This window comes from Herbaspirillum huttiense (assembly GCF_004367745.1).
In the GTDB taxonomy this organism is placed as follows: domain Bacteria; phylum Pseudomonadota; class Gammaproteobacteria; order Burkholderiales; family Burkholderiaceae_D; genus Herbaspirillum; species Herbaspirillum huttiense.
Window position 1 is genome coordinate 4,202,587 of sequence record NZ_CP037993.1, and the last position, 15,828, is coordinate 4,218,414.

Here is a 15,828-nt window from a genome sequence, read left to right on the forward strand (position 1 = left end):
CGGGAAAGAATGTTCAGTTGGCCTTGCGTTCGGCTGCCTCGATGGCAGCCGCCCACTGCTGGCGGGCATGCTGGGCGCTGGCATAGATCTTTTCGAGGCCCGCGCCGTCGCTGTCGGCAATCATCGCGCGTATGCCCTGCAATTGCACCAGATAGGCATCGACCTCGGTGAGCAAGGCATCACGGTTGGCCAGCGTGATGTCGCGCCACATCTCGGGCGAGGAGGCAGCAATGCGGGTGAAATCGCGGAAACCGCTGGCGGCATACTGGAACAGGGTCTCGGCATGCGGCTTGGCAGCAATGTCATCCACCAGCGCAAACGCCAGCACGTGCGGCAGGTGGCTCACCGAAGCGAACACCGCATCATGCTCCTGCGGCGAGAGGCGATGGATGATCGCACCACAAGCGCGCCAGGCGGCTGCCACGGTCTCGACATCGGCCTCGCTGTTTTCGGGCAAGGCGGTGATGACCACTTTCTTGCTTTCATACAGTTCGGCCAGCGCGGCTTCCGGACCATGTTTTTCACGGCCCGCAATCGGATGCGCCGGGACAAACTGCGCAATGCGCTCCCCCATCGCCTTGCGGGCGGCGGCCACTACATCGCTCTTGGTACTGCCGGCATCGGTGACGATGGCCCGGGCCTCCAGATGCGGCTTGATGGAAGCGAGGATGGCTTCGGTCTGCGCCACGGGCGCGGCCACCAGGATCAGATCGGCACCGGTAACGGCGGCGGCCGCATCGGTGGCAATGGCATCGATGATGCCCAGCTCGCGCGCACGCTCCAGGCTGGCCAGCGAGCGGCCCACGCCGACGATGTGCGCGGCCTGGCCGGCACGGCGCAGCGCCAGGGCGAACGAGCCGCCGATCAGGCCCACACCGAAGATGACGACTTTCTTGAACACGTTGAACTCAGCCTTGAAGAATGGCGGGACGGCAGGCGCTCACAGGCCCAGCGGATAGGAGCCCAGCAGCTTGAAGAAGGCGGCGTTCTGGCGCAGCTCTTCGAGCGCCTTGGCGACCTTCTCATCCTGCTCGTGGCCTTCGAGGTCGACGTAGAAATAATATTCCCACGCACCCATGCGGGCCGGGCGCGACTCGAAGCGCGTCATCGACACGCCATGCCGCGCCAGCGGTGCCAGCAGGTTGTAGACCGCACCGGCCTTGTTGGGCACCGACAGCACGATGGAAGTCTGGTCGCGCCCAGACGGTGCCGTGCGCAGGCGGCCGATCACGGCAAAGCGGGTGCGATTGTGCGGATCGTCCTGGATGTGGGCATTGACCGTCTGCAGGTTGTACTTCTGGCCCGCGATTTCACCGGCAATGGCCGCCACGCTATTATCTTCACCCGCCATGCGCGCGGCCTCGGCGTTGGAGGCCACCGCCTGGCGTTCGATGGCAGGATAGTTCTGGTTGAGCCACGCATTGCACTGGGCGAGGGCCTGCGAATGCGCGCAGATGCGGGTGATGCCGTCCATGTTGCCGCTGGCGGTCATCAGGCTGTGATGCACGGGGATCGCCACTTCGCCGCTGATGGTCAGCGTGGTCTGCAGCAGCAGATCGAGGGTGCGGTTGATCACGCCTTCGGAGGAATTCTCGATGGGCACCACACCGAAATCGGCGGTACCGGCTTCGGCATCGCGGAACACTTCATCGATGGACACGCAGGGCAAGCCCTCGATGGCATGGCCGAACTGCTGGTACACGGCCTGTTCGCTGAAGGTGCCTTCCGGGCCCAGGTAGGCCACCACCACACGCTTTTCCAGCGCGCGGCAAGCCGACATCACTTCACGGAAAATGGTCTGGATATCGGTGCCCAGCAAGGGGCCGGGATTGCGGTCGGCGGCGCGGCGCAGGACCTGCGCTTCGCGCTCGGGACGAAACACCGGGGCATTGGTCTCGGCCTTGACGTGGCCCACTTCCTGCGCGACACGGGCGCGCTGGTTCAGCAGGTCGAGGATCTGCGCATCGATGGCATCGATCTTCTGGCGCAGGGGCAGCAACTTGTCGTCACTCATCTTGCTCTTTCAGGTTCTGCACGGCGCACGGGCGCTATGAGCGGCCGGCGGCACACCGGGCATGGCGTTGGCTTGGCGCACGGCCACGGCCTGCACTGCGCGGGCGATGATGCGCCCGGCCAGATGCGGCCTCAGCCGTGTTGCTGTTCGAAGTCTTTCAGATAATCGACGAGAGCCTGTACGCCCTCGATCGGCATCGCGTTGTAAATCGATGCACGCATGCCGCCGACCGACTTGTGGCCTTTCAGCTGCAGCAGGCCGCGCTCTTTGGCGCCGGCCAGGAAAGTGTCATTGAGCGCATCGTCGCGCAGGAAGAACGGCACGTTCATGCGGGAACGGCAGTCCGCTGCGATCCGGTTGCTGTAGAAATCGGTACTGTCCAGGTAGCCGTAGAGCAGCTCGGCCTTGGCGATGTTGCGCGCTTCCAGCGCGGCCACGCCACCCTGGCGCTTGATCCACTGGAACACCAGGCCGGCGATGTAGATCGCGTAGGTCGGCGGGGTGTTGTACATGGAATCGTTGTCGGCCACGATCTTCCAGTCGAAGGCCGAGGGACAGAACGGCAGCGCATGACCCAGCAGGTCTTCGCGCACGATGACGATGGTCACGCCGGCCGGGCCGATATTCTTCTGGGCGCCGCCATAGATGACGCCATATTTCGAGACATCCACCTCGCGCGAGAGGATGTGCGAGGACATGTCGGCCACCAGCGGTGCGCCATCGGTGTCGGCGGCGACCTCGGGCGTATATTGGTATTCGACGCCGTCGATGGTTTCGTTGCTGCAGATGTGCACGTAGGCGGCATTGCGCGAGAGCTTCCAGTCGGCACGTGCCGGGATGCTGGAAAACTTGTGATCGGCCGAGGAGGCGGCCACGTTCACGCTGCAGTAGCGCCCCGCTTCCTTGATCGACTTGGTCGACCAGGAACCGGTGTTGATGTAGTCGGCCACGCCGGCTTCATGCTTGCCTGCCGGCGAACGCAGCGCCGCCAGGTTCATCGGGATGATGGCGTTCTCGGCGATGGCCCCGCCCTGCAGGAACAGCACCTTGTAGTTGGAAGGGATGTTCATCAGCGCGCGCACATCAGCCAGCGCGGCTTCGATGATGGACATGTATTCCTTGCCGCGATGGCTCATCTCCATGACCGACATACCACTGCCATGCCAGTCCAGCATCTCGTCGGCTGCCTGTTGCAGCACTTCCTTGGGCAATACCGCCGGACCGGCGGAAAAGTTATAAACCATGTCTGCGTTCGCCATCAAAAAAGACGGCAGGCACGCGGCCCGCCGCCCTGGACTTGCTTTACTCGCCTGCGGCTGGTGCTTCGCCGCCGGCCGCCTCTGCGCCTTCGCCTTCGATCACGTCTTCCACATCGGACTCGACCACGCGCTGCAGGCCGGACAGCTTGGTGCCGTCTTCCACCGCGATCAGGGTCACGCCCTGGGTCGCGCGGCCCATCTCGCGGATCTCCGAGACACGGGTGCGGATCAGCACGCCACCGGTAGTGATCAGCATGATCTCATCGCTGGAATCGACCAGCGTGGCGGCCACGACCTTGCCGTTGCGCTCGCTGGTCTGGATGGCGATCATGCCCTTGGTGCCACGGCCGTGACGGGTGTACTCGGTGATCGGGGTACGCTTGCCGAAGCCGTTTTCGGTGGCGGTGAGCACGGACTGCTGTTCGTTCTCGGCCACCAGCAAGGCGATGACTTGCTGGGTTTCTTCCAAGTTCATGCCGCGCACGCCACGGGCGGTACGGCCCATCGGACGCACGTCGTTTTCATCGAAACGCACGGCCTTGCCGCCGTCGGAGAACAGCATCACGTCATGCGCGCCATCGGTGAGAGCAGCACCGATCAGGAAGTCGCCTTCGTCCAGGTCCACGGCAATGATGCCGGCCTTGCGCGGGTTGGAGAAGTCCGACAGCGGGGTCTTCTTGACCGTGCCCAGGCTGGTCGCCATGAAGACATAACGGTCATCCGGGAAGCTGCGATTGGCACCCGACACCGGCAGGATCACCGTGATCTTCTCGCCATCCTGCAGCGGGAACATGTTGACGATGGGCTTGCCGCGCGAATTGCGCGAACCCTGCGGCACTTCCCAGACCTTCAGCCAGTACAGGCGGCCACGGTTGGAGAAGCACAGGATGTAGTCGTGCGTATTGGCGATGAAGAGCTGGTCGATCCAGTCGTCATCCTTGGTCGCCATGGCCTGCTTGCCGCGGCCGCCGCGTTTCTGCGCGCGATACTCGGAGACCGGCTGCGACTTCATGTAGCCGGTGTGCGACAGCGTCACCACCATGTCCTGCGGGGTGATCAGATCTTCGGTGGCCAGGTCGGTGGCGTTGTGCTCGATGGTGGAGCGGCGCTCGTCCTTGGCACCGATGCCGTAGTCGTTGCGGGCGGCGTTGAGTTCGTCGGTGATGATGGCAGTGACGCGGGCCGGCTTGGAGAGGATATCCAGCAGGTCGGCGATCTGCGCCATCACGTCCTTGTATTCATTGACGATCTTGTCCTGCTCCAGACCGGTCAGGCGTTGCAGACGCATCTGCAGGATTTCCTGCGCCTGTTCGTCGGAGAGCTTGTAGAGGCCGTCGGACTGGATGCCGTAATGGGCCGGCAGGCTCTCCGGACGGAAGGCTTCGATGCCGCCCGGATTGCCTTCGCCGGTGCGGGCCAGCATCTCGCGCACCATGGACGAATCCCAGGCGCGCGTCATCAGTTCTGCCTTGGCGATCGGCGGAGTCGGTGCGGCGCGGATGATGGCGATGAAGTCATCGATGTTGGCCAATGCAACGGCCAGGCCTTCGAGCACGTGACCGCGTTCGCGCGCCTTGCGCAGTTCGAACACGGTGCGGCGGGTGACCACTTCGCGACGGTGCGACAGGAAGCATTCCAGCAACTGCTTCAGGTTCAAGAGGCGCGGCTGGCCATCGACCAGCGCCACCATGTTCATGCCGAAGGTGTCTTGCAGCTGGGTCTGCTTGTAGAGGTTGTTGAGCACCACTTCAGGCACTTCGCCGCGCTTGAGTTCGATGACCACGCGCATGCCCGACTTGTCGGATTCGTCGCGCAGGTCGGAGATGCCTTCGAGCTTCTTGTCGCGCACCAGCTCGGCGATGCGTTCCAGCAGCGCCTTCTTGTTGACCTGGTAGGGCAGCTCATCGACGATGATGGCGATGCGGCCTTCGCGGCCATATTCTTCGAAGTGGGTCTTGGCGCGCATGACCACGCGGCCACGGCCGGTGCGGTAACCATCGCGCACGCCCGAGACGCCATAGATGATGCCGCCGGTCGGGAAGTCCGGTGCCGGCACCAGTTCGATCAGTTCATCGATGGTGCAGTGTTCATTGGCCAGCAGGTGCAGCGCGCCGTTGATCACTTCGGTGATGTTGTGCGGCGGGATGTTGGTGGCCATGCCCACGGCGATGCCGGAGGAGCCGTTGACCAGCAGGTTGGGGATACGCGTCGGCAGGACCGAGGGTTCCTTTTCCTTGCCGTCGTAGTTGGGCACGAAATCGACGGTTTCCTTCTCGATATCGGCCAGCAATTCGTTGGAGATCTTGTCCAGGCGGCACTCGGTGTAACGCATCGCCGCAGCGCCGTCGCCGTCGATGGAACCGAAGTTGCCCTGGCCATCGACCAAGGTGTAGCGCAGCGAGAAGTCCTGGGCCATGCGCACCAGGGTGTCGTAGATGGAGGCGTCGCCGTGCGGGTGGTATTTACCCATGACTTCACCGACCACGCGCGCGCACTTCACGAACGGACGATTCCAGACGTTGTTCATCTCGTGCATCGCATACAGCACGCGGCGGTGCACCGGCTTCAAGCCATCGCGCACATCCGGCAGTGCCCGACCCACGATCACGCTCATGGCGTAATCGAGGTAACTCTTGCGCATCTCTTCTTCGAGGGAAATGGGGATGGTTTCTTTAGCGAATTGATCCATTGGAGAGTCGAAAGATGTTTCCCGGCCAGAAAATCGTGCCGGGCGGGCGTGGCCCTTGGACTGATCAGAACAGCGCATTCTAGCACGCCAGGAGGGTCAAAAGCCCGTCAAACGCCCTGAATGACCCTGCAACGGCATGCTTCGCGAGGACACCCGGACCCTTGCAGGCCCGCACCGCATGCGCCGCAAAGCTCCTCCCAGCGCCTGGGAGCGACGAAATGCCAGGTCCGAACGCCTATATATATTAGAGCGCCCGAATTCAGCGACCGGCATTGCCGCCCGGCATTGAATGTTTCTCCGCCGCAGGTTGCTGTCAAATGACCAATTTGGGGAAAATTTTCCGAAACTCACTTTCCCGGTGCACACCATCAGGAGAATTCCGAGGGACCGGGAATCGCGATGCTGCGGAGAAAATGGCAACTACTTGCCCGAGTGAAAATGCGCGAACTGTATGAAATATAAGGATTTTCTTTAAAAAATCCGGCTTTTTTCAGCCTTAAAGGAACAAAAACGGCCCGAAAATATCGCGTTGCGAAGAAACAACACAGTCCCAAAAACGTTGTCTGGACCAATTGGCAAGCATCGCTGAAGGTCAATCCGTGTGGCAGAATGGCGGCTAAGTTCATTACTAGCCCCATGGAACAAGGGCCTGTGACGACCTGAACACATGATATTATTCATTTTTTTGATGTCGTAATCTTGTAGCGCAGTTTATCTGCGGATATCTCACCCGAGAGGAGAAACATGAACAAATTAGCAAAACTCGTCTTCGCTGCTGCGTCCGCAGCCATCGCACTGTCTGCCACCGCTCAGGAAACCAAGGACATCAAGGTTCGTCCCGGCAGCCTGTACCTGCAAGATGGCCGTGACGTCGTGACCCGCAGCGGTTACGGTCTGTGCTGGCAAACCGCTTACGTGAACGGTCCGTGCGAAGAACCGCCCGCACCGGCTCCGGTTGCTCAAGCTCCTGCTGCCAAGCCTGTTGCTCCTGTCGCTGCCCCGACCTCGGAAAAGGTCACCTACGCTGCTGACGCCTTCTTCGATTTCGACAAGGCAACCCTGAAGCCGGCTGGCAAGGCCAAGCTGGACGAACTGGTTGGCAACCTGAAGGCCATCAACCTGGAAGTCATCATCGCCGTCGGCCACACCGACTCGATCGGCTCCGTCGCCTACAACCAGAAGCTGTCGGTTCGCCGTGCTGAGTCCGTCAAGGCCTACCTGGTCTCGAAGGGCGTTGAAGCCAACCGCGTCTACACCGAAGGCAAGGGCAAGTCGCAACCGGTCGCTGACAACAAGACCGCTGCTGGCCGCGCCAAGAACCGTCGCGTGGAAATCGAAGTTGTGGGTACCCGCAAGTAATCGATTGCCGCTACAAGGCTGTTATGAAAACCCCGCTTCGGCGGGGTTTTTTTATTCCTGTTTCATTTGCTGGTCATGCAGGCTTTTGCAAGCACTTGCCCCTTCATTGCGGCGCATCTTGACCTGGCGCAGGCTACCCGCTGCGTCGGATTGGGCTATCATTAGGCCCCATGAATACGACCAATGCGACCATGAACGCCGATCCCCAAGAGATCCAGAAATTCAGTGAACTGGCCCATCGCTGGTGGGACCCGGGTTCCGAATTCCGTCCCCTGCACGAAATCAACCCGCTGCGCCTGGAGTGGATCAACGCCCGCGCCCCGCTGGCTGGCAAGAAGGTGATCGACATCGGCTGCGGTGGCGGCATCCTGGCGGAATCGATGGCCAAGAAAGGGGCCGACGTCACCGGCATCGACCTCTCCGACAAGGCCCTGAAAGTGGCCGACCTGCACAGCATGGAATCCGGCGTGCAGGTGCGCTACGAAAAGATCGCCGCCGAAGACATGGCCGCGCGTGAAGCCGGCCAGTACGACGTCGTGACCTGCATGGAAATGCTGGAACACGTCCCCGATCCGGCCGCCATCGTGCGCGCCGCGGCCGACCTGGCCAAGCCGGGCGGCAAGCTGTTCTTCTCCACGCTCAACCGCAACATGAAGTCCTACGTCATGGCCATCATCGGTGCCGAATACGTGCTGCGGCTGCTGCCCAAGGGCACGCATGACTATGCCAAGTTCATCACCCCGGCCGAACTGGCGCACTACACGCGCGAAGCCGGTTTGCAGATCGATGGTTTCAAGGGCATGGGCTACAACCCGCTGACCAAGATCTATTCGCTCAACGACGACACCAGCGTGAACTACCTGGTTGCCTGTACCAAACTAGGCTGAGCAGCCTCGCTCGCGCCTCGCCGGTTCGTTCCCCTCGCCGCAGCTGCCCGCTGCGGCGCTTTTCTTCCTGCCATCCTGAAGCCCATGCCACTCCGCCCTCCCCGCGCGATCCTGTTCGACCTCGACGGCACGCTCGCCGACACTGCTCCCGACCTGGCGGCCGCCGCCAACTACCTGCGCCAGCAAAGGGGCATGGAAAATGCCCCCTATGAAAGTTTGCGCCCGGTCGCCTCGGCCGGTGCCCGCGGGCTCATCGGTGCAGCGCTGGGCATCCATCCGGGCGACGCGGAATATGAAGACTTGCGCGTACTTTTCCTGGACCGCTACCAGGCCAACATGACCACCCACAGCGGCCTCTTCGACGGCATCCCGGAACTGCTGGCGCAACTGGAAACGCGCGGCATCGCCTGGGGCATCGTCACCAACAAGGCGGCACGCTTCACCGACGTGCTGGCCCCGCAGATCGGCCTGGGCCATGCCGGCTGCATCGTCTCCGGCGACACCACCCCGCATCCCAAGCCGCATCCCGCGCCGCTGCTGGAAGCCGCCAAGCGCCTGGGACTGCCTCCCGAGGATTGCTGGTACGTCGGCGACGACCTGCGCGACATCCAGGCCGGACGCGCCGCCAACATGCCGACCATTGCCGCCGCCTGGGGCTATTGCGGCCACACCGAACCAGCCGCGTGGCAGGCCGATGCGCTGCTGCATGCACCGCTGGACATCCTGACCCTGCTGGACTGATCCGCTCCCCCGCCTTTACTGGCGCGCGCAAGGAAACTTGGGCGCGCCATTTCCCTCCTAGCAGTGCCATGTCGCCTCGCATTAGAATGGCGACAACCCGGCGCACGCCGCAGCACCACACACCATCACAACCAGAACCGGCCACCTGCGCAGGCATCGCCCCAGGACGGACCGGCACCGACAAGGGAAACCGTCATGAGCAAGCCGGACCGCGCCTCTCTCACCCAGCACATCGCCTGGCAACGAATGAGACGCCCGCTGCGCTGGGCCGGCTGGACGCTGGCCGTCCTGCTGGTTCTGGCCGCGTTGAGCTGGGCCGCCTTGCCCGCGCTGGTGCGCAAGATCGCCGTCGACCAGACGCAGGCCCAGATCGGCCGCAAGCTGGAGATCGGCAAGATCGCCTTCAACCCTTTCAAGCTGGCCCTGCGCGCCTCCGACATTACGCTGTATGAAGCCGATGGCACGCAGCCCTTCTTCAGCGCCAAGGGCTTGCTGGCCGACCTCTCGGCCGCCTCGCTGCTGCGCCTGGCACCAGTACTGGACGAGATCAGGGTGAGTACGCCGCAATTGCACGTGGTGCGGGTAGATGCCGAGGGCAGCGGCCATTACAACTTCTCCGACATCCTGGATCGCCTGGCCGCGCAGCCCAAGAGCGAAGGCCAGGCGCGCTTCTCGCTGGCCAACGTGCAACTGCAGGATGGACAGATCCGCTTCGAGGACAAGGTCAGCGGCAAGAACATCGACATCGCCGCGCTGCAGGTTGGCCTGCCCTTCATCTCCAACCTGCCCGGCAACATCGACAGCTTCGTGCAGCCGCAACTGTCGGCCACCATCAACGGTACACCGCTGCACCTGAAGGGCCGCAGCAAACCCTTCGCCTCGACGCAGGAATCGGCCTTCGCCATCGATATCGACCAGCTCGACCTGGTGGGCTACCTGCCCTTCGTCCCTGCCGAATTACCGGTCATCATCCAGAGTGCCAAGCTGAGCACCAAGCTGGATCTGGGTTTTACCCGCAAGGACGACAAGCCGACCGTCACCCTGGCAGGCGATGTGCGCCTGGATGACGTCGCTCTGCAGGACAAGGCCCGCGCACCGCTGCTCAAAGCCAAGTCGGTAGCGCTGCAGGTGAAGCAATTTGACGTGTTGGCCGCCAGCGGCGAATTGAACCAGCTCACGCTGGAGCAGCCGCAAGTCTGGGCCGGCATGAATGCACGCGGCGAGATCAACTGGCAGCGCGCGCTGACCGGTGGCAGTACTGCGGGAGGCAAGACCAACGCCCGTACCGCAAAGAAAGAAGCACCTGCTCCTGCGGCCAGCACACCCCAGCCGACAGCCCCCATCGTGCTGCAACAACTGACCGTGCGCGGCGGCGAAGTGAACTGGCGCGACGAAGCCAATGCGGCGCCTGCCCAATCGATCAAGCTGAGCAAGATCGACATCAACGCCACCCAGCTCTCTACCGCCGCTGATGCCAAGCCCGCGCACCTGACCCTGTCGGCGGTGGAAAACGGCCATGGCAAGCTGGCCTTCGACGGCCAGCTGCAGCCGCTCAAACCCGGGGTGGCAGGCAAGATCACGCTGGAGAACATCGACCTCGCCGGCTACCAGAATTACCTGTCACGCGCCCCCATCAGCGGCGTAGCCGGCAAACTCTCGGGGCAGACCACACTGCAGCTGCGTGACGGCCATCTCAAGCTCGACGACAGCAAGGTACAACTGGCCGACCTGCGCTTGACGCCCCCGGGCAAGGGCGCACAGCCACTGGCGCTGGAATCGCTCTCGCTGCAGGCACCCACGCTCACCGATACGCTGGACCAGGCCATTCCCTTCAAGCTGCAGGCGCGCTTCGACAAGAACGGCAGCGCCGATCTGGCCGGACAGGCTGCAGCGCACTTCAGGAGTGTGGCGCTGGATCTGGAGGTGAAGGATTTGCCCATCACGCCCTTCCAGCACTATTTCACCGATGTACTCAATGTCACCATCAGCAGCGGCCTGGCCAGCGCCAAGGGCAAGCTGGAGCTGACGCCCCCGCTGGACGATCGCAAGCTGGCCCTGGATTACAAGGGCAGCGCCGCCATCACCAACCTGCGCATGCAGGACAAGCAGACCTCCACCGACTTCCTGCGCTGGCGTACGCTGGAACTGGCCGGCATCCAGGCCAAGCTGGGCGGACGTCCGCAAGTGGCGCTGGAGAAAGTGACGCTGTCCAACTTCTACGCCCGCGCCATCCTCTCCGACAAGGGCCGCCTGAACTTGCAGGACATCGTGGTGGCTGATGCGCAGGAACAGGGCTCGATCACGGACGACAGCAAGAAAACCGACAAGCCTGCCAACACGGGAAGCTCGCGCAAGACCGTGTCCGCCACCCCGGTCACGCCCGCGACCGCGCCCGCCGATGCGCCCATCGTGCGAGTCGGCCAGGTGGTGCTGGCAGGCGGCAACATCAACTACACCGACAACTTCGTCAAACCCAACTACACCGCCAACATGACGGGACTGTCCGGCAGCATCGGCCAGATCTCTTCGGAGAAACCGCAACCGGCCCCGGTCAACATCAGCGGCAAGATCGACAACGATGCTCCTCTGCAGATCTCGGGCTCGCTCAATCCGCTCTTCAAGCCCATGTACCTGGATCTCAAGGCCAGCGCCAACGGTGTTCAGCTGCCGCGCCTGACGCCCTACTCGGCCAAGTACGCCGGCTATCCGATCACCAAGGGCAAGCTCTCGATGGATGTGCAATACAAGATCGAGAACGACAAGCTGGTGGCCCAGAACGATCTGCGCATTGAACAGCTGAGCTTCGGCGAACGCGTGGACAGCCCGGATGCCACCAACCTGCCGGTGATGCTGGCGGTGTCGCTGCTGAAGGACCGCGATGGCAACATCAACCTGAACCTGCCGATCTCCGGCTCGCTGTCGGATCCGGAGTTTTCGGTCGGCGGCATCATCGTGCGGGTATTCGTGAACCTGATCGTCAAGGCCGTCACCTCGCCCTTCGCGCTGATCGGGTCGATGTTCCGGGCGGACGAGCATATTGGCGAGCTGCGCTACATCGAGTTCTCGCCGGGCTCCTCGGAAGTCACCGACGAGGTGCGCAAGAAACTGGATGCGCTGGGTTACGCGCTGCATGAGCGTCCGGGCATCAAGCTCGACATCACCGGCCGCGTCGATCCCCAGGTCGATGACCAGGGCCTGCGCCGCGAAGCGCTGGAACGTGCCATGCGCAGCCTCAAGCGTGCCGACCTGATCGCCAAGGAAGGCCAGCCGGCCGGGCCGGTGCGCGTAAGCGCGGCCGAGCGCGCCAAGTACCTGGAGCGCGTCTACAAGGATGCCAAGTTCGACAAGCCGCGCAACATGATCGGCCTGAGCAAGAGCCTGCCCGAAGCCGAGATGGAAAAGCTGATCCTCGAGCACACCGAGGTGACCAAGGATGACTTGCGCAACCTGGCCCAGCGCCGGGCCGACCAGGTGCGAAATTATTTGCAGGAACAGAGCGTGATCGATCCGGCGCGCATCTTCCTGATCGCGCCCAAGCTGGATGGTGCGGGCATTCCTGAAAAGGAACCGAAGGCACGGGTCGAGCTGACCATCCAGTGAGCAGGCGATGCGCCAGCGGGCGGCGCGGCTCTTGAAAAGCCATGCGCTGCCCATACAGTAGGGAGTAGGTTATAATTCACCTCCCGCCGAACAAGCGGGCGCCTCTTGAAGAGACTCGGAGAGAGGCAAGCGTAATACGCAAGTTCACGCGCCCAGCGGGATTTGCGAAGCTTCAACACCACGGGGCCGACTTGGTTTCGACAGGGGTTGCAAAGCGGAACAGGGCATGCCGAGGACTGGTTACCTCGTTAATCCATCCGGAACTGCTTAAATGCAAACGACGAATCTTACGCTCTCGCAGCGTAAATCGCACCTAGAAACCTAAGAAACTTCTAGCTCTACAGCACTTCTTCCCTGGGGTGTGCTGGCAACAGCGGTAGAGTCATTTACAGGGAATCGTGGCGTATGGGGTTACTTCATACGTCATTAAATCCAAGGTAACTCGTCCTGTCGAAGCGTGTGCGTCCGCGTCGCCAAGATCAAAACCAATTGACTGCACTACGCATGTAGAACTGTCTGTAGAGTGCTTCTGGACGCGGGTTCAATTCCCGCCGGCTCCACCAACATCACAACCATCAGCAATCGGCACCACGCCGGTTCCTGGTGGTTTTGTCTTTCTGTCCTCAGCGATTGCATTGACTTGCCGTCTTGACGATGCCGAATCCCGGACGGGTACACCCCTCCTGATCTTGCTGAATGAACAATCTCTTGAACTGTAGCGGCCCAATTTGGATCGGGTATGTCAAAAATTGTTAGAGAATCAGGCACAAAATTCAGCACAGTTTTACCCTGCAGGACGACAGAGCGCGTACCCAAACGACAACGTCCACTCAGTGCATAAGCCCTTGGGCCATGGCTCTCCGCGATTCTTCGTGAAAATTTCGTGTTATTTCAATGAGGTTTTGTCGTACCATTACCCGGTCTTACAAATTGTAACGTTTCAAGACACCGGATAAACGCTGTAAATCAACAAGAAAACAGCGTGTTGACCGCGGGCCGCACCGATGAATGGGGTCCGAACTGGTAGGGGGATCCGGTAAATAACACCGCCAAGCAGAAGCCTAGTGCTTTTCAAGATATGTATTCAGGGGATGTCAGTTTTTCAATCGCGTCGCACGCGCAGTGGGTTCCGGGTATCGAATCCCATGCCGATTGGCAACGCTGGATCAGCGATGATCGCCAGGCCGCTGGTTCGGGGGAACCAGCAGTCAAGTCCATGCCGCCCATGCTGCGTCGACGGACCAGCCCAGTGGGCAAGCTGGCGCTCGAGGCGGCCTATGGCGCACTGAGTGCGGCCTCGCCTGCCATTGCATCCAGCCCCGCCGACGACGCCAGCAAGGACGCGCAAGACATCCCGGTCGTGTTTGCCTCGCGCCACGGCGAATGCGCCCGTTCGGTGGAATTGCAAATGGCCCTGGCCGCTGCTGCGCCCATGTCGCCCACCGCCTTCAGTCTCTCGGTACACAACGCCAACGCCGGCCTGTTCTCCATCGCCCGTGGCAGCCAGGCCAATACGGTGGCCATTGCAGCCGGCCAGAGTACGGTCGAACATGCCGTCATCGAAGCCTGCGGCCTGCTGGCCGATGGCGCGCGGCAGGTCCTGCTGGTGGTCGCCGATGCACCGCTCCCGACGCTCTTTTCCGATTTCGCCGATGAACACGAAGAGCCCTGCGGCTGGTCCTGGCTGATGCAGGCCGCCGACGAACACGGCGCGCTTCCGACCGTGTCTCTGCAATGGCAACAGATTCAGCCGAGCCACGGCACCCTCCCCTCTGAGAATGCCACCGCTGGCGCGGCCGCGGTGCTGCGCTTCTTCCTCGACGCGTCCACGTCCACCCTGCACCGCCAGGCCGATGGCCGCCGCTGGCACTGGATGCGGCATGCTTGAACGGGCCCTGGCATTGATCGACCGTGGCTGGCGCATCGTGGCCACGGGGATGTGCTTTGCGCTCTTCGGCCTGGGCGGGCTGATGTTGCGGCTGGTGGTTTTCCCCATTCTGCAGTGCCTGGTCCGCGATCCGCAGCAGCGCGTCAAGCGGGCACGCCACATCATCCGCCTGGCATTTCGCGCCTTCGTCGAGGTCATGCACATGAGCGGCGTGATCCGCTATGAAATTACCGGACTCGAACGTCTGGATCGCAATGGTCTCCTGATCCTGGCCAACCACCCCACGCTCATCGATACCGTGCTGCTGATGGCCTTCGTGCGCCATGCCGACTGCATCGTCAAGGGTGCACTGTGGCGCAATCCCTTTACGCGCGGCCCGGTCCGTGCGGCGGGTTACATCAGCAATGCCCAGGGACCTGACCTGATCGAGGACTGCATCCGCTCCCTGCGCAGCGGCGGCAACCTGATCATTTTCCCGGAGGGCACCCGCACGCCCAGCGATGGCCGGATCAGCCTCAAGCGCGGCGCAGCCAATGTGGCCGTACGCGGCGGATGGGCCATCACCCCGGTGCGCATCCGCTGCACGCCCGGCACCCTCGCCAAGGGCGAGAAATGGTGGAAGGTACCTGCTACGCGCGCACATTTCCGGCTGCATATCGGCGAAGACCTCCATCTCGACCACATCATCGCCAGCGAGCAAGCAGCCGGCGCCGACCAACCTACCCTGGCGGCGCGCCAGTTGACGACTTACCTGCAACAGTACTTCACGAAAGAGAACTAGGCGATGCACGATCTGGAACAAGACATCAAGCAACTCATCATCGAGGCCCTCGACCTGGAGGACCTCACTCCCGGCGATATCGACAGCGCCGCGCCCTTGTTCGGCGATGGCCTGGGACTGGATTCGATCGACGCGCTGGAACTGGGCATGAGCCTGCAGAAACGCTACGGCATCAAGCTCTCGGCCAACTCCGAAGAAACCCGCAAGCACTTCGCCTCGGTTCAGGCGCTGGCTGCGCTGGTAGCCAGCCACCAGGCCACCGCCTGAGCAGCCCTCCACGCTGCACATTTCAATAACGCCCCCGCCAAGCCACTTGCAAGAGAAGCAGATCATGACCACTCTCACACCTGACATGACCAAGGACGAAATCACCGTGTGGATCGTCGATATGCTGCACGAGATGTTCGAGCTCGACAAAGCCTCCATCACGCCCCAGTCCAACCTCTACACCGACCTCGACATCGACAGCATTGATGCCGTCGACATCGTCGTCAAACTCAACCAGACTACCGGCAAGCGCATCCAGCCCGACGTCTTCCGTAGCGTGCGTACCGTGCAGGATGTGGTCGAGATCCTGGCGAACCTGATGCGCGAACAAGCGCACGCATAA

The 15,828-nt window shown here is 62.2% G+C and carries 12 protein-coding genes and 1 other RNA gene; 9 read left to right on the forward strand and 4 right to left on the reverse strand.

Annotated features, from left to right (window positions below; translation table 11 throughout):
* Positions 1-13 precede the first annotated feature (13 nt).
* The 4 genes from E2K99_RS25970 to gyrA form a co-directional block, all read right to left on the reverse strand.
* Positions 14-901 carry a prephenate dehydrogenase gene (locus E2K99_RS25970; protein WP_240733758.1) on the reverse strand — a complete coding sequence of 296 codons (888 nt, stop codon included), beginning with the start codon at positions 899-901 and terminating at the stop codon, positions 14-16.
* Positions 902-940: 39 nt separating this feature from the next.
* Positions 941-2,014, reverse strand: a complete 1,074-nt coding sequence (pheA, locus tag E2K99_RS18790; protein ID WP_134223181.1) for a prephenate dehydratase — start codon at positions 2,012-2,014, stop codon at positions 941-943.
* A 131-nt stretch (positions 2,015-2,145) separates the two neighbouring features.
* On the reverse strand, positions 2,146-3,258 hold the full coding sequence (gene serC / locus E2K99_RS18795) for a 3-phosphoserine/phosphohydroxythreonine transaminase (RefSeq protein WP_134223182.1): 1,113 nt from the start codon (positions 3,256-3,258) through the stop codon (positions 2,146-2,148).
* Positions 3,259-3,316: 58 nt separating this feature from the next.
* Positions 3,317-5,962: a DNA gyrase subunit A gene (gene gyrA / locus E2K99_RS18800; RefSeq protein ID WP_134223183.1), complete on the reverse strand. Its 2,646-nt coding sequence runs from the start codon at positions 5,960-5,962 to the stop codon at positions 3,317-3,319.
* A 744-nt stretch (positions 5,963-6,706) separates the two neighbouring features.
* Between gyrA and ompA the strand changes: the two genes are divergently transcribed.
* The 9 genes from ompA (at position 6,707) to E2K99_RS18845 (ending at position 15,828) form a co-directional block, all read left to right on the forward strand.
* The gene (ompA, locus tag E2K99_RS18805; protein ID WP_034332744.1) at positions 6,707-7,321 is read left to right on the forward strand and encodes an outer membrane protein OmpA; all 615 of its coding nucleotides are present in this window, start codon (positions 6,707-6,709) and stop codon (positions 7,319-7,321) included.
* A gap of 170 nt (positions 7,322-7,491) precedes the next feature.
* Positions 7,492-8,208, forward strand: coding sequence for a bifunctional 2-polyprenyl-6-hydroxyphenol methylase/3-demethylubiquinol 3-O-methyltransferase UbiG (ubiG, locus tag E2K99_RS18810; protein WP_134223184.1), 717 nt, complete (start codon positions 7,492-7,494; stop codon positions 8,206-8,208).
* Positions 8,209-8,292: 84 nt separating this feature from the next.
* The gene (locus tag E2K99_RS18815) at positions 8,293-8,949 is read left to right on the forward strand and encodes an HAD family hydrolase (protein WP_134223185.1); all 657 of its coding nucleotides are present in this window, start codon (positions 8,293-8,295) and stop codon (positions 8,947-8,949) included.
* 195 nt (positions 8,950-9,144) lie between these two features.
* On the forward strand, positions 9,145-12,549 hold the full coding sequence (locus tag E2K99_RS18820) for a DUF748 domain-containing protein (protein ID WP_134223186.1): 3,405 nt from the start codon (positions 9,145-9,147) through the stop codon (positions 12,547-12,549).
* 182 nt (positions 12,550-12,731) lie between these two features.
* Positions 12,732-13,112, forward strand: a transfer-messenger RNA (tmRNA) gene (gene ssrA / locus E2K99_RS18825).
* A gap of 515 nt (positions 13,113-13,627) precedes the next feature.
* On the forward strand, positions 13,628-14,437 hold the full coding sequence (locus E2K99_RS18830) for a beta-ketoacyl synthase chain length factor (RefSeq protein WP_134223187.1): 810 nt from the start codon (positions 13,628-13,630) through the stop codon (positions 14,435-14,437).
* Complete coding sequence (locus E2K99_RS18835) at positions 14,430-15,218, forward strand: lysophospholipid acyltransferase family protein (RefSeq protein WP_134223188.1); 789 nt, start codon at positions 14,430-14,432, stop codon at positions 15,216-15,218. The genes E2K99_RS18830 and E2K99_RS18835 overlap by 8 nt, the downstream gene beginning before the upstream one ends.
* Before the next feature lie 3 nt (positions 15,219-15,221).
* Entirely contained in the window at positions 15,222-15,485 is a 264-nt protein-coding gene (locus E2K99_RS18840) for a phosphopantetheine-binding protein (protein WP_034333069.1), read from the forward strand.
* A gap of 64 nt (positions 15,486-15,549) precedes the next feature.
* Positions 15,550-15,828: an acyl carrier protein gene (locus tag E2K99_RS18845; protein ID WP_134223189.1), complete on the forward strand. Its 279-nt coding sequence runs from the start codon at positions 15,550-15,552 to the stop codon at positions 15,826-15,828.